Origin of the sequence: uncultured Tissierella sp., from assembly GCF_902479755.1 — a bacterium.
Taxonomy (GTDB): domain Bacteria; phylum Bacillota; class Clostridia; order Tissierellales; family Tissierellaceae; genus Tissierella; species Tissierella carlieri.
On record NZ_CABSQO010000007.1, the window covers coordinates 1 to 22633 of the forward strand.

Here is a 22633-nt window from a genome sequence, read left to right on the forward strand (position 1 = left end):
GTGAGATAGAAAAGAGATACAGTTATTAAACTGTAACTATATTATACGAGGAGGAGTAAGGTGATAGTTTGTTTATCAGCTTCAAATATAAAACATGCGGGGAAAAATAGTACGTCTTTAAAGATTTGTGAACTAATCAAGGAGATGGTTCAAAGAAAAAATGATGAAGAGATCATTGTAGAAGTAGTCTCACTTGTTGAAAAAGAACTTATACCATGTATAGGCTGTGGCAGATGTTTTAATGAGGATAAGTGTGTTTTAGATGAAGAATTCAATAGTATATATGAGAAACTTATAAAAGCAGAAGCCTTATTTATGGTTTCTGCTCATTATGCTCCAATACCATCTAAGCTAGCTATGCTACTTGAGAAAATGGAACAATTAGCATTTTTAAAAAGATTTAATAATGAATCATATCGTTCTCCCTTATATAGAAAGCCAGTTGGGATTATAGGACATGGAGGAGGAACAGAAGAAATTATCAGATATTATAAAGGACCAGTAATAGATTCAATCTGTAATGCGTTATCTTATCCTATAGAGATGAATATAGTGAGTGGAAACAATGAACAGATAAAAGGAGTTTTATTACCAGTGAGAAATGTTAAAAAGGTGGAGTATTCAATATTTCCATTACAAGAATATGATTGGAATGATATAGAAAATAGGCTAAATCCATTAGTTAAAAATATCCTAAAGGAAATCGAAAGGGCTAGAAATAAAAAAGATATATGATTCAGATGATGTTAGTAAATGCATAAAAAAAGGGAAGAAATTGACTTTTCAAAGACTAGGTTCTCATTTCCTACAAAGGGCTTTGTGTTCAAGTAATGCATATAGAAGATATTTTAAGGGCAATTAATGACAAGACTAAAGAATATATTTCAAGAATAAGCTCAAAAGAATTATGCTTTAACATATATGGGAAAAATGAAAAAATAATTGATTTAGTAAGAAAATTACACTTTAAATCAGATATGGAAGGATATCATCTTGAGTATACTGGTAGAGAACTTCCACAAATGAAAAAAATAATTTGATTGAAAAAGGTTTTGAGCAGGACATGCTAGAAGAATTTATTGACTTGTTTGATAGTTCATATTTTCAATTAAATATAGATAATGAATGGAAGGTAAATAGTTATGCTGTAAATAAAAATAAATTTTATCAAAAGCTTAATGATTTGAATAAACTTAGTCAAGTGCGTTCATTTTGGTTAAACAACGAGTTAGTAGGTGCATATATTTTTGAGCAAAACTATATAATGGATATTGTTGTCAAACCAATATTTCAAAATAAAGGATATGGAAGTTATATAATAGCACATTGTATTAGAAATATGTCAGTAGACAGATCTATTAAGAATATAAGACTTCGAGTTGCGAAATCAAATACTGGTGCTAAAAAATTATATGAAAGAAATGATTTTATTGAAATGGCTTGTTTTGTAGAGCATACTTATGTACAAGAATTGTAAAATCATTAATGTTTAAATACATATCGTTTTAAGACATTTTAAGTATAAGAAAGGTGTGGGGCATTATGAAAGTTAAATTAACTATTTTAGAAAGTAAGTGTCGAGGAAATTACCATAAGATAGGTGACACTTATATAGTAGGAGATATCTGCCCTCCAATTTGTCATGAATTGTGGCAGAGTATATATCCCAGTGTCTATACATTATTAAATAATGGTGATTTAGATTATGGAAATATAAGAGAAAAGAAATTTCAAATGAGATGTCCAGATAACGGTAGAGTTTTAATATATGGAGAAGTTGTTGAAGCTTAATGATTATCATAAAAGTTATTGAGGAAGATATTCAGTATAAATATAAAATCTGTAATTTAATATATGTATTAGGATAGCTTTAGCAGATGAAATATATTTAAAATTTTGAGATGAATACTTACCATTGATAGGAGAGATAAAAGTGGATAATATAAACTATGAATATAAAATTATTGGCAATGGGAATACAATACTTGTCATAGAGGTAGGAATAGGTAATTCATTTTATGATTGGTATCCGCTCATTGAAGAGATAAAGGACTATTTTACAGTCATTATTTATCATAGACAAGGATATGGTAATAGTAGTCTTCCAAAATCCTCTAGAACAACAAGAAATATAGCATATGAATTAAATACAATGCTTAAAGAAATTGGAATTAAAGAAAAGTATATTTTGATGGGACATTCCTTTGGTGGATTATGTGTACAGCAATATGTAAAAATGTATCCTGATGAAATTAAGGCTGTAGTATTATTGGACTCAACTTCATATAATTTAGAACAATTGGAAAGTCTTGATACACCAACAATAAATTCTCAAACATCAATAGATAAGATGGTTTCTTTAGTTAATGAATTATCTTTGAAGTCCAGAGAAGAACTTATTAGTCAAAATACAGATATAACTTCTAAATATGAGAAGTGTGTAACAAGTGAAGAATTACAAGATGTTGTAGAATTTTTTGGAAATCCAAATCTTTATAAGACAGTAGCAGATGAATTTGCAAATTGGATACATGATGGAGAAGATATTAAAAGCATAGATATATTTCCAGATGTTCCTTTAAGAGTAATTGCTCGAGATAAGATTTTATCTGTCAGAAATTGGATGAAATATGAGATACCAGAGGAAGAAGCTGTTGAGCATGAGAATAAGTGGCGTGAGTTGCAGGAGGAGCTGGTATTACTATCCGATCAAGGAAAATTGATAATTGCTTCGGATAGTGATCATTTAATATATATAGATAGACCGGATGTGGTGATGGATTGTTTAAAATCATTAATTTAAAAGAGTAAGGCAGAAAAAGTAAATATTGTCATTTATAGGAGGGCTTTATGAAAAGAGACAAGCTAGGTGAAATTGCTAAATTGGAAGCACAGAAATGTTTTCATGGAAATGTTATGGGGCTTGAGTCCAACATTGAGCCAATAATTAATTTATTTCCTAAATGGTCGCTAGAAAATTGGGATGGAAAATGGTGTGCTGCATTTGTTTATTACTGCTGTATGAAGGCTGGGTTTAATATTCCAGTAAAATTCCCCGATGAAAATATAAAATGTAATTTTGCAGGTTGCTCCGCATGGGAATCATGGGGCAGTCTGCCTGAAAATCAATTTTATTATCCCGCTGAAAATAATAGTTTTATTCCAAGTAAAGGAGACATTGTAATATTTAATAATGTTTTTTTAAATGAACCCCATGATCACATTGGTATAGTTCTGGAAAATTATGATAGCTATATAGTTGTCGCTGAAGGAAATATCAATAATGTATCTGGAACTGTAAAAAGAGATAAAAATAAAAATATAAGAGGATATATCAGAATACCTGATGATTATAATTTTGTGAAATAATAAAAGCTAGAAAATTATCTGAAGAAGGGTGACTCTATTGAAATATGAGATTAGAAGAGCTATGATAGATGATGCTGAATCTTTAGCGAATATTATCGTTGAAAGCTGGAGGTCAGCTTATTCTAGTATTATACCCGAGAATGAAATAACCAAATTCCTAGATAAGCAAAGAAGACAACAGCAGTTTGAAAGATTTATTCAGGATGGAGAAATTGTTTTGATTGGAATTTACGACGGGATACCTTGTAGTTTAGCATTTGCAAATAAAGATAATGATGAGAAGCTAGAAGAGTGTGGCTCTATTTATTCAATATATCTCCTTGAAGAATACTGGGGAAAAGGATTAGCTACTAAGATAATGGATGTAGTTATAAGTATATTGAAAGATGAGGGTTGCGAAAGGGCTTCACTATGGGTTTATGAAGAGAATGTAAGGGCAAGGGGATTTTATGAAAAGTACGGTTTCATATTTGATGGCACTAAAAAGCATAGTCATTTCTCCAATAAACCTATTGAACTAAGATATATATTGGATATATGAGAATAAGAAGAATAGCCATATAAAATTGTTATGATAGGGGGAATTTATAGTGAAAAAAATCGTGGCAAGATATTTCTATGTTCCAATTTGTCCAGAGTCATTTGCTTCTTTAGATCGTCTTCGTAATTTATTTTTGAAGTATAAAGAGCAGGTTGATTTTGAATCATTTAATGTTTTTGATTGTAAATTTGAATCATTATATTCTTGGTTTCCTAATGAAGAAGAAATAATAGAAAGTGTTAGGGAAAATGGGACATCCCCACTTCTTTTTGGAAAGTTATTTATTCAAGGTAATGAAATAAAAGGTTTTCCTCCATCAAAGAAATTTATATCAAATGCTTTAAGAGAACACGGTATATCCTTCGAAGAGGAAGATTACAAATTTGATTATGGAGCGATCACTAAAGAGAGACTTAAATATGATATAGATAAATTTCAGATTAAGAAATATGATGGAAAACTCCTTAGGGATAGTTGTATTATTTGTACAAAATACAATCCATATCTAGATGAAAAATCATATCTTCCAGAGAATTGGGCTAAATATGAGCAATTAAAGAGAAGTTTTTTAAAAGAAAATCTAGAGAAGGGTAGCTTAGTTGGCTATATTGAATACTATAACGACGAGCCAGTAGGATTTATTGAGGCATTTCCATTAGAGATATCAAGAATGCTAGGATTTCCAATATCAAGTAAAAGTACTAATGGTGTTATGATTACCTGCCTTTCTGTTCGCCAAGAAATGAGTGGATATGGTGTAGCTTCAAGATTAATAGAATATCTTGAAGAAGAAGTAAAAAATAGAAAATATGAATCAATAGAAGTATTGTCATTTCCAGATGAACATAATTGGCAGCCTAAATCACTATATGAAAAAAAGGGTTACAAGAAAGTTAAGGAAATAAAGGAACTATGCATTATGAAAAAGGAATTGTAATAATTTCAATTAAAGCATAGTATAAACTATTTAATCCTTTATATTTTTTCATAAAGATTCATTGACTTTGACGTCGTGTCGTACCCTATACTTATTTATTAAGTAAGGAGGAATTTATATGGAATTAAAAACTATTAGCCAAGTTTCAAATGCTTTTAAAATTTCCACAAGAACACTTCGATATTATGAACAAATAGGGCTTTTAACCAGTTCCAAAAAAGAAGGATATGCATATCGCAGCTATGATGAGGAGGCAATTTTACGTTTGCAGCAAATTGTTATTTTGAGAAAGCTACGTATTCCATTAAAACAAATTGGCGATATATTGAATAACGAAGATGTTGTTCAAGCCATTGAGGTATTTAAACAAAATATAACTAATTTAGAAGATGAAATAGCGGCATTATCAACAATCAAAGTGATTCTAAACCGTCTTATTGAGACTTTGCAGAAGGAAACAAAGGTTAAATTGAAACTTGGCATATTAAGTGATGATTATATACTTGATGCAATTGATTCCTTATCCTTACAAAAAGTTAGTTTTAAGGAGGAAAAGTCAATGGAAGATTTAAACAAGGCAGCAGAAAGTTTATCAACACTTAAAAATGTTAGGATTGTTCACTTACCGCCATTTACAGTAGCCGCAAGTCATTATATCGGTGAAAATCCTGAGGAAAATGCAGGAAAGCAGCTAGAGGAGTTTGTAAAAGCAAGTAATCTCTATGAAATTAAACCAGATGCCCGTGTATTTGGATTTAATCATCCTAACCCGTCAAAGGATAGACCTGATTATGGATATGAGGTGTGGGTCACGATTCCTGAAGATATGGAAGTACCGGCCCCCCTTGAGAAAAAACATTTCACTGGTGGACTATATGCAGCACATATGATAATTCTAGGAAATTTTCATGAGTGGGAGTGGCTATTAAATTGGGTTACTATTAACAATCCTAAATATGAAGCAAATTATGCTGATGATGGTGGAGAATGTATGGGAGGATTGCTTGAGGAACATCTTAATTACCTTTACTATTGTAACCTTAATTGGCCGGAAAGTGATGAGCATCAGCTTGATTTACTATTTCCAATAAAATTGAAAGAGCAAAAATAGGATATGAGGGAGGCATTTACTCCCTCGCTATACTATTGTATATTTGAAAATAAATTTTAGGAGGATAAAGATGAAACATTCATTTAATATAACAATGCCAGATTATGAGAAAACTAGTAGAGTTTTTATTGAATTACCTTTCAATGTATGGAATTTATTTAATAAAAAAGGTGCAATGAGAGTTAAAGAAAGTATAAATGAAGTGCCGTATGAATGTGCTCTTATTCCAAGAGGAAATGGTGTTTATTTACTACCCATAAGTAAAAAGATAATTGAAAAATCAAGAATAAGTGTAGGAGATACTTTGAATATAAATATGGAATTAGCTGATAATAATGAAAACAATAGACCAAAAGTTAATGAATCAGGCGAATATAGAAGGATTGAATCAGTAAATTATGTTGAACAACCTAATGCCAGAGCCTGTGGACAAGCATGTATATCTATGCTTGCAGGAGTAGATGTGGAAGATGTAATGAAGGCTATGAATACTAAAGGGTCAACAAGTATTGGACAATTAATCGAAGCTTTAGATTATTATAAAATAAAACATTCTGGTACCAACAAGAGAATTTCTAAGAAAAATCCAAACTATTCAGAAGTATGTATTTTAACTGTCCATATGCCAAATTATAGTCATTGGGTTTTGCATTTCAAAGGTAAGTTTTATGATCCAGAATTTGGAGTTCTTGAAGAGTGTCATCCAGATGGTAAAATAACATCATATTTGGAGATATATACAGATTAAAAATTTAGTGAAGTACATTTGTCTCTTCGCTGAATAATCTATGAATTAACTATTATATGACATATTAGAAGTGATGGTTGAGCATTGTACAGAAGGTTTAACTATAGAAGAAAAATAGATATATGGAAAAATCGTTAAAAGTAAATGGAGGTTATAAAATGAGATACCCATTTGATTGTATAAGTGAATTAGTTTTTGTTAAAACAGAAATACAGAAGTCGGATATAATCTTAGTATCAGGGGGAAGTCATCCGCAATTGATGGAGAAAGCAGCAGAATTATATAATCATGGGTTAGCTTCATATGTACTACCAAGTGGAGGTTTCAATTTTAAAATACCAGAGTATAATTCAGAATGGGAATTTTTGAGATTAATAGGGGTAAGATTAGGCATACCAGAAGAAAAAATATTAAAGGAAGATCAAGCAAAACATACCTTTGACAATGCAGAACTTTCATGGAAAGTAATAAAAGAGAATAATTTGTCAGTGAAAAGTGCTATTTTAGTCTGTAAAGAATATCATTCAAGGCGTGCCCTTCTAACATATCAATTAGTATTCCCAAAGGATATAGAATTTTTTGTCGCATCTGTTCCAGACAAAAGAGAAATCACAAAAGATAATTGGTTTTTAGATGAAGAAAAGATAGACATAGTTATGGGTGAAGTGGTAAAGGTAGGTAAATATTTCAGGCAGTACATTAAAAAGTTTCAAGAAGAATGATAATGAATTAATATTAAAAGATGAAGATTACTAATATGCTTTATAGGATTGTGAAGTATAGTATAATATAATAAAAAAGTTTTATTTATTGAGAAAATCTAAAGAATGTAAGTCTAAGAACCGAATTATATAATATGGCTAACAATACTACAATAGAGAGGAGTGGTAATATAGAAGCAGTAAATATAGAAAGACCAAAAATATTATCTCCTGTAATTGCTAGCATTCCCCATGGATCATCTTGTATTACATCCGAAATGAAAAATAGTATGATACAAAATGCATTACTTACAAATAATGATTGGTTTTTAAATGATCTTTATGATTTTCTATATAAGCTAAATATTATAAAAATATCAGCTAATTATAGCAGATATGTAGTTGATGTTAATAGAAATATTAATAAAAAACATATAGAAGGAGATTATACAGAATCTTTAATTTATCATAAAACCACATTTAGTAAAAATATTTATGAAAATTCTTTACCAAATATAGTAGTTGAGAATAGGATAAAAGAATTTTATGAACCATATCATACTTGTTTATTAAATGAAATAAATAATAGCTTGAAAGAATGGGATAAAGTCTATTTGCTTGATTTACATAGTTTTTATGCACAATCCACAGCTGATGTTGTGCTAGGGACATGTGGTGGAAGTACATGTTCATATGAATTTTTTCATAGTGTTTATAAAGCTTTTGTTGATGAAGGTTTCACTGTGAAGGTTGACGAAAAGGGTCTTAAAGGAGGATATATAGTATCACATTATAGTTCAATAGAAAATGTTGAAGCTATACAAATTGAGATACGGTATACCACTTATATAGAGGATAGGTATTTTGGAGAAGAAGAGGTATATCATAAAGATGATATTCTATTTAATAAAACCAAAGAACGTTTAGAGAGGGTCTTGAAAAATATCATGAAAATAGTTGAAAAATAGATTGAGTATGAATTACTGATTTTTATCAATTATGAAAAAAGTAATTAGGTGGAAACTATTCTCAAACAAAGATATACTAGATTTATTATATATAATAAAGGATTAAATTATTTAAAGGGGTGAAAAGAATGAGATCAATTGATATGCACTGTGATACAATTTTAAGATTGATGGATGATAAAGAAAACCTAGAATTATATGAAAATCACTTAAGTATAGATATTAAGAAACTAAAAAAGGGAAATTCATTAGCTCAATTCTTTGCCATGTGGATAGATTTAAAAAAATCAGCTGATCCTTTGGAAACTTGTCTTGAGATGATTGATAAATTCTATATAGAGATTGAAAAAAACTCAGACAATATTTGTCTAGCAACTAACTATAGGGATATAATAAAAAATGATAATGAAGGAAAGATTTCTGCTGTTCTTGCTATAGAAGAAGGTGGAGCGATTAAAGGACAAATGCATAATTTAAGAAATTTCTATAGAATAGGAGTAAGAGCAATAACTCTTACATGGAACACGGCCAATGAAATAGGATACCCTAATATAAAAAAGAACTATAGAGATAGAGGATTAACTAGTTTTGGTGAAGAAATAGTATATGAGATGAATAAATTAGGCATGCTTATAGATGTTTCCCATCTCTCCGATAAAGGATTTTATGATGTAGTAAGATTAAGTTCAAAACCTTTTATAGCATCTCATTCAAATTCAAGGATTATAAAAGAACATTCTAGAAATCTGACAGATGATATGATAAAACTTCTATCAGAAAGTGGAGGGACAACGGGTATATGTTTTGAAAGAGATTTTCTAGGTGAAAGTGAGAATGCCAGAATAGAGGATATAATAAGACATATTAAGCATATTAGAAATATAGGAGGAATAGATGTAATAGCATTAGGTTCTGATTATGATGGTTCTCATCCAAATTGTGAAATAAACAATATAGGTGAGATAGAGAAGCTTATATTTGCATTAAAGGATAACAAATTCTCAGAGGATGAAATAGATAAAATATTTTATAAAAATGCACTAAGAGTAATTAAAGACGTGTTATAGTTCTAGAAGATAGTGTATTTTGAAATAGTATATTTGAAGGCTAAGTTGAAGATATTAGTATAGAAGTATAGACATGAAATAATGTTAAATATATACTAATAGGTGAGGTGACTTAGTTTGAAGGATTATAAAAAGATGATTTTTGTTTCTTTAATAGTTGCATTAGCATCACAGGTCAATATTGGTCTAATAAATAGTGATTTTAGAGTCTCAGCAGGAATAATATTCTTTGTAGTATTTCTTTTTTACTATCATGAGTTAAGACCAGTTCCAACGGGCATATTATCAGGTATAATGGTATATATTTTAAGATTGATGGTTTATTACATATCAAAAGGTCATATTAATGATGTAATAATTTCATATCAGCTAGAAATATTATTTTATGCTTTTTATTCTATTATTTATTCTCTACTAATAGGTCAAGGAAATAAAAATAATATAAATTTTGTATTTTTTATTATGGTTATCAGTGACTTTGGTGCTAACCTTATAGAAATATTTGTAAGAGTGACAATAGATACATCTCCTTCTCCATGGAAGGTTGGTACTACATTGTTTCTTGTAAGTATAGTTCGTTCTGCTATAGTATGGCTGGTATTAAATGCACTTAAATACTATAGAATGTTTCTTATGAAGGAAGAACATGAGAATAGATATAAAAAACTATTATGGTTGACATCTCAGCTAAGAACAGAAATGTACTGGATTGAAAAGAATATGGACCATATAGAGAAGGTTATGTCTGAGTCATATGAATTATTTGAGAAGATAAATCTTAATGAAGATAATGAAAGCTGGGCAAATAGAGCTCTAACTATTGCTAGAGATGTGCATGAGATAAAGAAAGAGAATGGATTGGTAATCCGTGGTATGAAGGAAATTACGGAAAATGAGCTTAAAGATAAGGGTATGGATTTTAAAGATATTATTAGTATACTTTCTGAGACTATGAAGAGAGAAATAAGGAGATTAGATAAGGATATAAATCTTGTATTTAATATAGGAGAAAACTTTTATACTTCTAAACATTACTATCTTATGTCCATGCTTAGGAATCTCATTATGAATAGCATGGATGCAATACCTGATTCTCAAAAAGAAGCTAAGATTATTGTAAGTCATGAAATAGACCAAGAACAGCATCATTTTATAGTATCTGATAATGGAACTGGAATAGATGAAGAAGGGTTAAAGCATATTTTCTCACCTGGTTTTTCAACTAAGATAAACTATAATACAGGCGAAGTAAATAGAGGGCTTGGGTTAAGCATAGTTCAATATATAGTAGAGGAGCAATTGAAGGGTAAGGTAAATGTTAGCTCCAAGATAGGAAATGGAACTAGCTTTTATATATCCATTCCAAGAAGAACATTGGAGGAAAATTTAAAATGAAAATATTTATAGTTGAAGATGACTTTAATATTATTAGAATTCTAGAAAAGATAATAATGGATAAAGGATTAGGAGACGTAATAGGAAGAGCTGATAATGGAATAACTGCTTTAGAAGAAATAGAATTATCGAAGCCAGATATTGTATTAGTTGACTTGCTGATGCCAGGCAAAGATGGTATTAGCTTAGTAAGGGAAGCAAAGACTATACATCCTGACATTCAGTACATTATGATTTCACAAGTATCTTCCAAGGATATGATTTCTAAAGCATATCAAAGTGGAGTAGAGTACTATATCTCAAAGCCTATTGATGCTATCGAGGTACAAACTGTAATTAATAAAGTTAAAGAAAAAATTGATATGAATAAGAAGCTAGCTCAAATACAAAGCTTATTTTCCGGTGAGTCTGAAAATACTAAAGTGGAAAATAATGGAGCTAATAATATGCTAGGAGTAAAAAGAGTGATGCAGAGAATTGGTATCATTGGAGAATCAGGTAGTCAAGATATTCTTGATGTAGTTAAGTATTTAATTGATACAAATCAGACTATGGCTAATTTTACAGTCAAAGAGATTTGTGGTCATTTCACTGATAATCCTAAAACTATGGAGCAGAGAATTAGAAGAACAGCAACCATTGGGATGATTAATCTTGCAAACATAGGAATAGAAGATTATATGAATGAAATATTTACAGAATACTCTAATGGATTATATAATTTTGAACAGCTAAAAATAGAGATGGATTTCATTAGAGGAAAGGGTAAAAAGAGAGGGAAAGTAAACATAAAAAAATTTATAGATGGAATAGTTTACTATAGTAAGATTTAATAAAAAAAGTTAGATAAGATTAGTAATTTTATCTAATTTTTTTAATTTACATATATTTCTTTGAAAAAATTCTTGTTTCCGTTTGAAACTTTCCATGGGTATTTGAAGGTCACAGGTTATAATTAGCCTAATATATACTTAATAAAATCAATATAGGAGGCTGATTATTAAAATGTTTAAAGAATTAGTAGGTTTTGTAAATACTATTCTGTGGGACTATGTATTGATATTTGGACTTATAGGTGTGGGTGTTTTTATGACAATAAGACTTAGATTTCCACAGTTTACAAGATTATTTCCTGCTCTAAAGAAGATGGTTCAAGGAATAATTAACAAGGAAGAAGTGGAAGAAGGTAAAATGACGCCTTTTCAGGCTTTATCAACAGCTGTAGCGGCTCAAGTTGGTACAGGAAATATAGTCGGAGTAGCAACAGCAATAGCGGCAGGTGGTCCAGGAGCAGCCTTTTGGATGTTAATATCTGCATTCTTTGGAATGGCTACAATTTTTAGTGAATCTGTTTTAGCACAAAAATATAGAGAAACCAAGGATGGAGAATTAGTAGGAGGACCTGCATATTATATAAAAAATGGTTTGAAATCTAAAGGTTTAGCAACATTTTTTTCAATAACTTGTATCATTGCATTAGGTGTAGTTGGTATAATGGTACAATCAAACTCAGTAGCTGGATCAGTTAGTAGTGCATTTGGTGTGCCGGTAATTGCAGTTACCATTGGACTTGCAATTGTGGTGGCACTTATATTAATGGGTGGAATGGGAAGAATAGCATCCTTTGCAGAAACTGTAGTTCCAATTATGGCTGGTGCTTATATTCTTGGAAGTTTGGTAATTATATTTATGAATATTGGAAATTTTGTTCCAGCAGTAAAGAGTATTTTTATAGGAGCATTTTCACCGGGGGCAATAGGTGGAGGTGTACTTGGTATTACAGTACAACAGACTATAAGATTTGGTTTAGCTAGAGGACTTTTTTCAAATGAGGCAGGAATGGGTTCAACACCACATTCACATGCAGTAGCTGATGCTAAGCATCCAGCAGAACAAGGGTTTACTGCTATGATAGGAGTATTTATATCAACATTTCTGATTTGTTTATCAACGGTAATGGTAAATCTTGCATCAGGTGCCTATAATGGAAATATTCCAGCAGCACAGATGGTTGAAGGTGCAACAATAATGACTCAAAATGGTTTTGCAGCAGGATTTGGTACATTTGGAGGAATGTTCTTATCAATATGTTTATCATTCTTCTCCCTTACTACAATAGTAGGATGGTATTTCTTTGCTGAATCAAATGTAAAAAATATATTAAGTACTAATTCTATAACAATAAATGCATTTAAAGGTATAGTACTTACAGCTTTAGTAATAGGTACTTTAATAGATCCAACATTTGTATGGGAATTGGCAGACATGTCTATGGGTATAATGGCAGTTCCTAATATAATAGCCTTAGTTCTATTATCTAAGGAAGTCAAATTTATTCTTGATGACTATGATTCAAAGGTACTAAGAGGAAATATCCATTGGGAATATGAATACCAAAATCTTGAGGAAAAGAAGGACAAGAAAAAATCAGTATTAAGAAAAGGATTGAGTACTACAATTTTAAAATAATAAATATTATGACACAGGGATATCCGGAAGGATACTTACACAGGTTTAATATCCCAGATCAAAAAGGTGGATAGCAAGAGCTATCTACCTTTTTGTATTTATTTGTTTAGTCTTACTATTGAGATGATATAGGAATTGGTTTATTGATTTGATATAATTAGTTTTAGTATAGTAGTAAGTAGAGAGCTAAATTTAAGATAAAGTTACATAGAGTTTGAGCTATAGACTTGGAGGTGATTTTTTGAAAAAAGAAATAAAAATTGAGATATGTGTAGATTCCATTCAATCTGCTTTAGCAGCACAAAATGGAGGAGCTAGTAGGATAGAACTTTGCGACAATTTAATTGGAGGAGGAACTACTCCCAGTGCAGGGATGATTGAACTAGCTAGGAAATATCTAACCATTGATATAAATGTGATGATTCGTCCAAGAAGTGGTGATTTCTGTTATTCTCCCTTAGAGATTGAGGTAATGAAGAAGGATATAGAGATTGCTAAAAGGTATGGTGTGAAGGGTATAGTAATAGGAGTGCTCAAGCCTAATGGTGAGATAGACATAAATATAATGAAAGAACTAATAGAATTATCTAGGCCTCTTGCTGTTACATTTCATAGAGCCTTTGACATGACTAAAGATCCTTTTAAATCTTTAGATATACTTATTGACATTGGTGTAGAAAGAATACTAACATCTGGGAAAGAAAGCAAGGCTATGCAAGGTATAGATTTAATCAGAGAATTAGTCAAAAGAGCAGAAGATAAAATAATTATTATGCCGGGATCAGGGGTCAGCGAGGAAAATGTAAGGCTCATAATCGACAGTACAGGGGCAGGAGAAATTCATTTATCTGCAAAAAAAAGAATAGAAAGTATCATGGAGTATAGAAATGACAGAGTAGATATGGGTGGAAGTTTAATAGTTTCTGAATATGATAATTATTTTACTTGTGAAGAATCTGTGAGGAATATAACTAAGATATTAAATAATATAAAATGATATGAGAGGTGTCCATAATGAGTTGGGGAATAATAGGTACTTGGAGAATGGCTTTAGAAGGAATAATAGAAGCACAAAAATTATTAAAAGATGGGAAGTCATCCTTAGATGCTATTGAAATTGCGGTAAAAATGGTAGAAGATTGTCCAGAATATAGGTCTGTAGGTTATGGGGGATTACCAAATCGAGATTGTGAGGTTGAACTTGATGCAGCTTTTATGGATGGAGATACATTTTCTATTGGGGCTGTAGGAAGTATTAAGGATTTTAAAAATCCAATTTCGATTGCAAGAAAACTTATGGATGAAAGATATAATATATTTTTAGTAGGACAAGGCGCTGAGAGATACGCACATACAATGGAATTCCAGAGAACCAATATGCTTACAGATTATTCTAAGAAGGAGTGGGAAAAAAAGAAAAGTGAGATTAAGTTAGATAAACTTAAGGCATATGATGGACATGATACTGTTGGAATAGTTGGGCTAGATAGAAATGGAAAGATGGCTGTTGCCACATCTACCAGCGGTCTCTTTATGAAAAGACCTGGGAGGATTGGAGATTCACCATTATCTGGTTCAGGTTTTTATGCAGATAGCGAAATAGGGGCTGCTAGTGCCACTGGAGTAGGTGAAGATATAATGAAAGGCTGCATATCATATGAGATAGTGCGTCTTATGGAAGAGGGACTTCATCCGCAGGAGGCTGCGGAAAAAGCTGTAAATAAATTAAACCAAAAGCTAATTTCTAAAAGAGGAGGAGCAAAAGATATTTCCGTAGTATGTATGAATAATAAGGGAGAATGGGGTGTGGCAACAAATATAAATAAATTTTCCTTTGTAGTGGCTACTGAAACGGAAGAACCTACAGTATATATCGCCTCATTTTCAGATGGAAAAACAACCTACGTAAAAGCAACTCAAGAATGGATCGACACTCATACGGAGTAGGATAATAAAGAGGATCTCCATATGAAATTATAATCGATAAATTAGGGCAAAAAAAATCGAGATTATTTTCCTAAATTAGTATATTCTAGAGTCTAAAGGAGGAAATAAGTAGGATGGAATGGATTAAACGTGTTAACAATGTAGTTGATTATATAGAAGAAAATCTTGATAAAGAAATTTCCTATGATGAAATTGCAAAACTTGCAGTATGTTCTGTATATAATTTTCAGAGAATGTTTTCCTATATTGCAGACCAATCTTTAAGTGAGTATATTAGAAACAGACGACTTACGTTAGCAGCTTTTCATATTTTGAATAGTAAGGAAAATATAATCGATATAGCAATGAAATACGGATATACTTCCCAAGATGCTTTTACCAGAGCTTTTAGAAAATTTCATGGTGTTCTTCCATCTAAAGTACGTACAGAGGTGGTTAGTCTCAAGACATGTCCGAGGATTTCCTTCCAAATAACGATTAAAGGAGGTAATCATATGAATTACCAAATTGAACAATGGCCAGCATTTACTATTTCAGGAATAAGAAAAAGAATAGAAACAGAAAAGGCTTTTCAAATAGTTCCCCAAATATGGGAAACGGCAGGTAGAGATGGTACAATGAAACGATTATTTGAGCTTTGGAGTCAGGCAGATATGCGTCCCGTAGGACTCCTTGGGATTAGTGCAGGAGGACAATGGGGAGATTCAGAGGAAATGGATTATTATTTAGGGGTAACTACTAATGTAGATGTAGCTGAATGTACGAAGGTCATTACTCCTGGAGATATGGTTGAATTACGATTGCCTAAAGCTACATGGGTAATAATTGAAGCAAATGGAGCATTACCAGATTCTATTCAGAATACTTATAAAAGTTTTTATACAGAATGGCTGCCTAATTCAGGTTATGATTTAGATGATTTACCTGTAATAGAATCTTATTTACAGGATAATAGACAAGAAGTATGGATAGCAATCAAGCCAACTTTTAAATAGCGGGAGGAAGGAAATGCAATACACATTTAGGGGAAGTTTATTGAAAGAGGGAGCAAAGACGTTTATAAGTATTCCTTTCAATGTATGGGAGGTATTAGGTCAAAAAGGACTCATACCTGTGAATGTAACAATAAATGATTTTAATTTTGAATGCAAACTAGTTCCTAAAGGAAATGGCAACTATTATATACCAATTGTAAAGGATGTATTGAAAATTATTAATTCAAGTGAAGAATTAGATATATCTTTTGAAGTTATATCGCATTTGGCCCGCATCAATAATAATAGTCCATACAGTATAGAAGATCCAATAAGAAAGATAGATAGAATTGAGATTATTAAATCAGGAGATAGATTGTGCGGACAAGGTTGCGTTGCCATGCTTGCAGGAGTATCTATAGATGAAGTTATTATTTTAATGAAAGCAAAAACGTCTTTAAGTAAGGTAATAGAGGCATTAGATTATTATGGAATTGGACATTCAGATAAAATGGTTTATAAACTAAAGAAAGATCATAAACTTCCAAAATGTTGTATTATAAATACAAGTGGACATCTGATACTTTTCTATGACGGGAAATATTACGATTCGAGTATAGGAATATTGGAGGACTTTGATTTAAATAAAATAACAGGATACTTAGAAATAATATTGTAGTAACCTAGGAGAATCTTTTAACTTACTCGTAAGAAAGGATAATATATATGAAGAAAAAAGTCTTAATAATGGGTGGAAGTTATTTTATTGGTAAAAAAATAGTTGATGTTTTTTGTGAAAATAAATATAATGTTTTCACTTTAAATCGTGGAACAAAAAAACAGGATTATGAAAATGTATATAATTTAATATGTGATAGAAATGATAGTGAGCAAATGGAAAAGGTTCTTTCTAAATATAAGTTTAATATTGTTGTAGATGTATCTGCCTTAAATAAAGCACAGGCAGAAATACTATTCAAATCTCTAAATAAACAAGAATTAGAATCTTTTGTATTTATTAGTTCAAGTGCTGTATATGATGTAGATAACTTGGTATTTCCTTTTAAAGAAAATGATTCATTAAAAGAAAATGCCTATTGGACATCTTACGGACAACATAAGATAGAAGCTGAAAATTACTATACTAACAATTTTAAAAATTCCTTTACAGATCTTATTATTTTAAGACCTCCTTATGTTTATGGAGAAAATAACTATGCTCAAAGGGAGAGCTTTATTTTTGATCATATCTGTAAAGATAGACCAATTATCATCCCAAATCCCAAGACATATCTTCAATTTATCTACACCACGGATTTATCTAATATTATTATAGAATTACTTAAAACAAAAAAACAAAATATTTCTATTTTTAATGTTGGAAATAAGAGGCCAGTTACTATTAAAGAATGGATTGAATATTGTGCAGAAGTAGTTGGTAAAGAAGCTAAAATAATTGAATATGATTATAAAGCTAAAGGACGAAAAGAGAGAGATTTCTTTCCATTTTTTGACTATAGTAATGTATTGGATGTAAGTAAAATTAACTGCATTTATATCGAAGAAACGGACTTTATGATGGGGTTAAGGAATAGTTATGATTGGTATTTAGAAAATAGGGATAGTATATTTTTTAAAGAAAATATTATACATAACGAAGATGAAATATTTAGAGAATTAGAAATTAATGGTATTAAATAATTTAAATAATGAAGAATACGTAGAAAGTTTAAATCTAAGATAGATGGGGAAGCCCATCTATCTTGTTTTGTATGTAAAAAAATATTCATAAAAGAAGGAATTTAGAAAAATTTGTAGAATAAGTATTAAAGGCAGAATAATAAGGATACTTGCGAAAGAATCGGTTTGTAAATTATGAAGGTTATATAGATAGTGATAGGAGTGTGCTATGAAAAAAACAAGTCAATAATTTTATTCAAATCACTATGCCTTATTTAGCAGGATTTATTGATGAGTCAAAATACGATATTATTCTTATAGATGAATATAATCAAAAAATACCTCTTGAAGATAGATTTGATTTAATAGCTATAACAGTAAATACCTCTAACGCCTCTCATTGTTATGAAGTGGCAACTAAATTTAGAAACAAAGGATGCAAAGTTGTTTTTGGAGGTCCTCACTCAACTCTTATGCCCGATGAAGCAATAAATTACTGTGATTATATTATAATAGGAGAAGCTGAAGAAACATGGCCTCAGTTTTTAGAAGATTTTTATGAAGATAAAGCAAAGAAACAATACAAGGCTGAATATGCAACAGCGTTAAAAGGAATTCCTTTTCCAAGGAGAGATCTTATAAAAGGAAGATGTTTTACAAAAGGAGCAGTTTTTGCTACAAGGGGATGTCCTTATCAATGTAGTTATTGTAATTTAAAACAAATATATTTTAATTCTTTTAGGGTTCGTCCAATTGAAGAAGTTATTGAAGATATAAAAAGTATAGATAAGAAATATTTTGTTTTTTGGGATGATAATTTTTTTGGAGATATAGAATATGCTAAAAGGTTGATGAAAGAACTATCCAGACTTAATAAGAAATGGGCAGCCCAAGTTACATTGGAGAGATGTGAAGATGAAGAACTATTAAAATTAGCTAAAAAATCAGGATGTATATATTTTTTTGTTGGACTGGAATCATTTTCTGAAATGAGCTTGGCAAGTGTTAATAAAACAATTAATAATGTAGATAAGTATAAAAGAATAATAGATTTAATCCATAAAAATGGAATTTCCATTCAATCAGGAATAATATTTGGCTTTGATACAGACACAAAGGATGTATTTAAAAAAACACTTGAAGCATGCAATAAGTTAGGTATTGATGGCGTTACTGTAAGTATATTGACTCCACTACCTAAAACACCCATATATGATCAATTGAAGAAAGAAAATAGATTGATATCAATGGATTGGATGTATTTTAATGGAAAAACAAGAGTAGCGTTTAAGCCTAAAAATATGACACCACAAGAGCTGTTTAATGGGTATATGTGGTTTAGAAAAGAATTTTATTCTATGAAATCAATAATTAAAAGACTATCAGCTTCAAAAACAAATATAATATATAATTTTATAGTGAATTTAGGCTATAAGTTTTCTATAAGGGAAACAAGACTTAACAATATTGATGTAAACAGGTACAATACTTAACGAGTTATTATAGTCTGTTTTAGTCAAACCAAGTTTTGAAATAATCCAAATTACAAGACACTGATATATTTTTATTTAATAATATAAATTACATTCTATATAGGAGGATTAATATTATGGAGCTAGATAATATAAAAAAGCATTGTGAGAGATTAGTTAAGCAAATTGATTTTTATGTTGGAGAGGGTAAAGGAAGAGAAATCCTCTCAGATTTATATAATGTTACTGGGGAGGAAACTCCCCAAGAATGTGCAAAATGGGCAAATGACGTGATTAGCAGATTAGAAGATAATATTGATTCTGAGAAGCTAATACTAATTAGACAAGAATGTGCTTGCGTTAAAACCAATAAATACTCTGCATATAACAAAAAATATTTTAAAGAGCTGCGTGAAAATAATACGGACGAAAATGAATATCTAAAAGCTGTTGCAAATTTTCTAAATGGCAGACCTCGTATTGGACAAAAGGTGGAATTCGTAGATGGAAAAATAATTACTCATATAGGAATAAAAAATTCTTGTGGTTGCTTTACTGTTAAAAACGGATGGGATAAGCCAGAATCAATTACGTGGTGTAGATGCTGTCAAGGAACGTTATATAGCGTTTACCAATTTGTACTTCCTGAGAAGGCATGTCATATGGATATAGTTGAGACACATGCCACAGATGGAAGCGATTGTGTATTTTCTACTTGGTATACAGAGAAATAAATTTGGAGGGATTTGCAATGAATAAGATTTTATCTAAAAGATTAAGATTATCTATTATAATTATATTAGTATTATTGGTTTTAACAGGCTGTATGCCAGGGGATGGCTCATATAGTTTAAAGAAACCAGCTAACTTTTTGTCAGGTATATGGCATGGCTGGATAGCACCTATCTCATTAATATTTTCAATAGGCAAGAATAATATTAGAATATATGAGTCAATAAATACTGGATTTTGGTATGATTTTGGATTTTATGTAGCTATAATAAGTGGATTTGGCGGATTATCTCTATCTAGAAAAAAGAGAAAAGGAGATTAAGAATAGGGGAAGAAATTTAAGGATAGATGGCATGAGCTATCTATCTTATTTTTATATATAAAGAAAAATCCTATAAAAAGAAGGAGTTCAGTAAGATTTATAGAATATTTATATAAGATAAATAGAGATAGAGTTTTCGATTAGGAATAATTCTAGAACTGTTATGTTTTTACTGATGATTTTACTTATTATTTTGTTATTTATAAACGAATCTGATATGATAGGCAAATATCAATTTAGTTAGAATGAAAAAGCAAGGAGGGAATTATATGAACAAGATAGTAGTGGTATACAAATCAAAATATGGTAGCACAAAAAAATATGCAGAGTGGATTGCTAAGGAATTAGAGGCTGATTTATTTGAATCCTCAGAGATAAAAGGCGAAAAGTTATCTGAATATGATTCAATAATATTTGGTGGTGGACTTTATGCCAGTGGTATTAATGGTATAGGAATTATTACAAAGAATTTTCAGGATTTAAAATCAAAAAACCTTATTATCTTTACTGTAGGGCTTGCTGCAACAGATGATAAAGACATTTTCAAACCAATTATTGAAAAGAATCTTACAGAAGAAATGCGTAAGGAAGTGAAAATTTTTCATTTGCGTGGGGGAATTGATTATAGCAAATTAAATTTTTTGCATAAATCCATGATGGCAATGCTTAAGAGAATGGTAGCTAATAAAAAGCCAGAGGAATTGTCAACAGAAGATAAAATGATGTTAGAAACATATGGTGAGAAGGTTGATTTCACCAATATAGAAGCCATAGAGCCATTAGTATCATATGTCAAAGAAATTAATTAGGGGGAAAAGATGAAAACATTATTTCTAACAGGTGGCAATAATGGAATTGGATATTATATGGTTAAGGAATGGCTACAGAATGGGAATTATGCAGCTGTACTTGACATGAGTTGTGGTAATATTAACAGGTTAAAAGAAATCTATCCAGAATCTCTCCTAACTTTTGAGTCTGATGTATGTAATAAAGATTCAGTAAAGATTGCAGTTAATGATACAAATGCTAAATTTGGTAGTATAGATTATGCTGTGCATAATGCTTGTTTATGTTTATTTAAGAGCTTTGAAGAACATAGTAAGGAAGATTTTAGTAAAGTAATCGATGTAAATTTTTATGGAGCCATAAATCTAACAGAAGCTGTAATCCCTATCATGAAAAGCCAAAGACGAGGTAAAATCTGTTTTACAAGCTCAGGTGTAGGCATCACTGGATTTATAGACATAAGCTCATATGCATCTAGTAAGGGAGCAATAGAAGCTTTTGCTAAATGCATGAATATTGAATATGAAGATAGTGGTGTGACATTTCATATAATGCATCCTCCTTTGACTGATACAGAATCATCTTCACCACTTCCAATCCCAAAAGAATTTAAATCATCCCCTGAGAAAGTAGGAAAAAGGGTTTGTTAAAAACATAGACGGCAAGAAATTCATCATTACTCCTTCATTTGGTGATAAAATATCAGTGAGACTTAGTTATGCTTTTTCATTGCCAATGGGAAGAATGCTTGTGAAAATGACGAAGAAAGCAAAAACAGATTTAAAGTAAAAATTAGGTAATATTTTATACTAAGAAATCAAGAGAAAAGAGGTGCATTAATGACAAAATTAATTTTTGTTAGGCATGGAGAGCCAGATTATTCAAAGGTAAGTGAACGGAAATATATAGGACATGGAAGAGATTTAGCAGAATTAACTCCACTTGGAAAAGAACAAGCTAGAAAAGCAGCTAGAGATAGATTATTAGATGGTTCAGAATTGATAGTTTCTTCTCCATATACAAGAGCTTTACAAACAGCAGCAATTATTTCTAAAGAACGAAACTTAGACATTGAGATAGAGCTAGATTTACATGAATGGCTGCCGGATTTAACATTTACATTTGACTCAGATGAATTTGCAATAAATGCCAGTAGAAAGTGTGCAGTTCATAAAGGGATATGTCCTGAGAATATAGAAAAGAAGTGGGAGAATCTAGAGAACTTGTTTATTAGAGCTAACGATAGTCTAAAGAAATATTTAGAGTATAATAAAATCATTGTTATAAGTCATGGTATGCTAATGAGACAGTTTAAATTTGAAAGACAGGTACCCTATTGTGGAATTATTGAAGTAGAATATGATGAAAATTTTCAATGGTGTGGTTTTATAGAGGAAGATTAATAGATTAG

The 22633-nt window shown here is 30.6% G+C and carries 27 protein-coding genes; all 27 read left to right on the top strand.

Features of this window, described 5'->3' with window-relative positions:
- Window positions 1–60 precede the first annotated feature (60 nt).
- The 27 genes from RDK80_RS05255 (at window position 61) to RDK80_RS05385 (ending at window position 22625) form a co-directional block, all read left to right on the top strand.
- Window positions 61–735, top strand: a complete 675-nt coding sequence (locus RDK80_RS05255) for an NAD(P)H-dependent oxidoreductase (protein WP_308523702.1) — start codon at window positions 61–63, stop codon at window positions 733–735.
- A 95-nt stretch (window positions 736–830) separates the two neighbouring features.
- Window positions 831–1040, top strand: coding sequence for a hypothetical protein (locus tag RDK80_RS05260; protein ID WP_308523703.1), 210 nt, complete (start codon window positions 831–833; stop codon window positions 1038–1040).
- Window positions 1037–1477: a GNAT family N-acetyltransferase gene (locus tag RDK80_RS05265; RefSeq protein WP_308523704.1), complete on the top strand. Its 441-nt coding sequence runs from the start codon at window positions 1037–1039 to the stop codon at window positions 1475–1477. Before RDK80_RS05260 ends, RDK80_RS05265 begins: the two co-directional genes overlap by 4 nt.
- Window positions 1478–1542: 65 nt before the next feature.
- Window positions 1543–1791, top strand: a complete 249-nt coding sequence (locus RDK80_RS05270; protein WP_235601413.1) for a TIGR04076 family protein — start codon at window positions 1543–1545, stop codon at window positions 1789–1791.
- A 142-nt stretch (window positions 1792–1933) separates the two neighbouring features.
- Complete coding sequence (locus tag RDK80_RS05275; RefSeq protein WP_308523705.1) at window positions 1934–2803, top strand: alpha/beta fold hydrolase; 870 nt, start codon at window positions 1934–1936, stop codon at window positions 2801–2803.
- Window positions 2804–2850: 47 nt separating this feature from the next.
- Window positions 2851–3369 carry a CHAP domain-containing protein gene (locus RDK80_RS05280; protein WP_308523706.1) on the top strand — a complete coding sequence of 173 codons (519 nt, stop codon included), beginning with the start codon at window positions 2851–2853 and terminating at the stop codon, window positions 3367–3369.
- A gap of 37 nt (window positions 3370–3406) precedes the next feature.
- Window positions 3407–3910 (top strand): GNAT family N-acetyltransferase, encoded by a 504-nt coding sequence (locus tag RDK80_RS05285; RefSeq protein WP_308523707.1) that lies wholly within the window; start codon window positions 3407–3409, stop codon window positions 3908–3910.
- 49 nt (window positions 3911–3959) lie between these two features.
- Window positions 3960–4847: a GNAT family N-acetyltransferase gene (locus RDK80_RS05290; RefSeq protein WP_308523708.1), complete on the top strand. Its 888-nt coding sequence runs from the start codon at window positions 3960–3962 to the stop codon at window positions 4845–4847.
- Between the two features lie 118 nt (window positions 4848–4965).
- A complete protein-coding gene (locus RDK80_RS05295) occupies window positions 4966–5958 on the top strand; it encodes an effector binding domain-containing protein (RefSeq protein ID WP_308523709.1) in 993 nt (330 codons plus the stop codon).
- A 70-nt stretch (window positions 5959–6028) separates the two neighbouring features.
- Entirely contained in the window at window positions 6029–6706 is a 678-nt protein-coding gene (locus RDK80_RS05300; protein WP_308523710.1) for a DUF1905 domain-containing protein, read from the top strand.
- Between the two features lie 158 nt (window positions 6707–6864).
- A complete protein-coding gene (locus RDK80_RS05305) occupies window positions 6865–7428 on the top strand; it encodes a YdcF family protein (RefSeq protein ID WP_308523711.1) in 564 nt (187 codons plus the stop codon).
- Window positions 7429–7562: 134 nt separating this feature from the next.
- Window positions 7563–8375, top strand: coding sequence for an N-formylglutamate amidohydrolase (locus RDK80_RS05310; RefSeq protein ID WP_308523712.1), 813 nt, complete (start codon window positions 7563–7565; stop codon window positions 8373–8375).
- Between the two features lie 128 nt (window positions 8376–8503).
- On the top strand, window positions 8504–9442 hold the full coding sequence (locus RDK80_RS05315) for a dipeptidase (protein ID WP_308523713.1): 939 nt from the start codon (window positions 8504–8506) through the stop codon (window positions 9440–9442).
- A 117-nt stretch (window positions 9443–9559) separates the two neighbouring features.
- Entirely contained in the window at window positions 9560–10837 is a 1278-nt protein-coding gene (locus RDK80_RS05320; RefSeq protein ID WP_308523714.1) for an ATP-binding protein, read from the top strand.
- On the top strand, window positions 10834–11670 hold the full coding sequence (locus RDK80_RS05325) for a response regulator (RefSeq protein ID WP_308523715.1): 837 nt from the start codon (window positions 10834–10836) through the stop codon (window positions 11668–11670). The genes RDK80_RS05320 and RDK80_RS05325 overlap by 4 nt, the downstream gene beginning before the upstream one ends.
- Before the next feature lie 172 nt (window positions 11671–11842).
- Window positions 11843–13306: a sodium:alanine symporter family protein gene (locus RDK80_RS05330; protein WP_308523716.1), complete on the top strand. Its 1464-nt coding sequence runs from the start codon at window positions 11843–11845 to the stop codon at window positions 13304–13306.
- Between the two features lie 241 nt (window positions 13307–13547).
- Entirely contained in the window at window positions 13548–14303 is a 756-nt protein-coding gene (locus RDK80_RS05335) for a copper homeostasis protein CutC (RefSeq protein ID WP_308523717.1), read from the top strand.
- 17 nt (window positions 14304–14320) lie between these two features.
- Window positions 14321–15253 carry a N(4)-(beta-N-acetylglucosaminyl)-L-asparaginase gene (locus RDK80_RS05340; RefSeq protein ID WP_094902159.1) on the top strand — a complete coding sequence of 311 codons (933 nt, stop codon included), beginning with the start codon at window positions 14321–14323 and terminating at the stop codon, window positions 15251–15253.
- A 113-nt stretch (window positions 15254–15366) separates the two neighbouring features.
- Window positions 15367–16248: an AraC family transcriptional regulator gene (locus RDK80_RS05345; RefSeq protein ID WP_308523718.1), complete on the top strand. Its 882-nt coding sequence runs from the start codon at window positions 15367–15369 to the stop codon at window positions 16246–16248.
- A gap of 13 nt (window positions 16249–16261) precedes the next feature.
- Window positions 16262–16906: a DUF1905 domain-containing protein gene (locus RDK80_RS05350; protein ID WP_308523719.1), complete on the top strand. Its 645-nt coding sequence runs from the start codon at window positions 16262–16264 to the stop codon at window positions 16904–16906.
- A 47-nt stretch (window positions 16907–16953) separates the two neighbouring features.
- Window positions 16954–17928: an NAD-dependent epimerase/dehydratase family protein gene (locus tag RDK80_RS05355; protein ID WP_308523720.1), complete on the top strand. Its 975-nt coding sequence runs from the start codon at window positions 16954–16956 to the stop codon at window positions 17926–17928.
- 245 nt (window positions 17929–18173) lie between these two features.
- On the top strand, window positions 18174–19400 hold the full coding sequence (locus tag RDK80_RS05360; protein WP_308523721.1) for a B12-binding domain-containing radical SAM protein: 1227 nt from the start codon (window positions 18174–18176) through the stop codon (window positions 19398–19400).
- A 116-nt stretch (window positions 19401–19516) separates the two neighbouring features.
- Complete coding sequence (locus RDK80_RS05365) at window positions 19517–20113, top strand: hypothetical protein (RefSeq protein WP_308523722.1); 597 nt, start codon at window positions 19517–19519, stop codon at window positions 20111–20113.
- Between the two features lie 17 nt (window positions 20114–20130).
- Window positions 20131–20433, top strand: coding sequence for a hypothetical protein (locus tag RDK80_RS05370; protein ID WP_094902171.1), 303 nt, complete (start codon window positions 20131–20133; stop codon window positions 20431–20433).
- A gap of 269 nt (window positions 20434–20702) precedes the next feature.
- Window positions 20703–21242, top strand: a complete 540-nt coding sequence (locus tag RDK80_RS05375; RefSeq protein ID WP_094902173.1) for a flavodoxin domain-containing protein — start codon at window positions 20703–20705, stop codon at window positions 21240–21242.
- 9 nt (window positions 21243–21251) lie between these two features.
- Window positions 21252–21872: an SDR family oxidoreductase gene (locus RDK80_RS05380; RefSeq protein WP_308523723.1), complete on the top strand. Its 621-nt coding sequence runs from the start codon at window positions 21252–21254 to the stop codon at window positions 21870–21872.
- 189 nt (window positions 21873–22061) lie between these two features.
- Window positions 22062–22625, top strand: coding sequence for a histidine phosphatase family protein (locus RDK80_RS05385; protein ID WP_094902177.1), 564 nt, complete (start codon window positions 22062–22064; stop codon window positions 22623–22625).
- Window positions 22626–22633 lie beyond the last annotated feature (8 nt).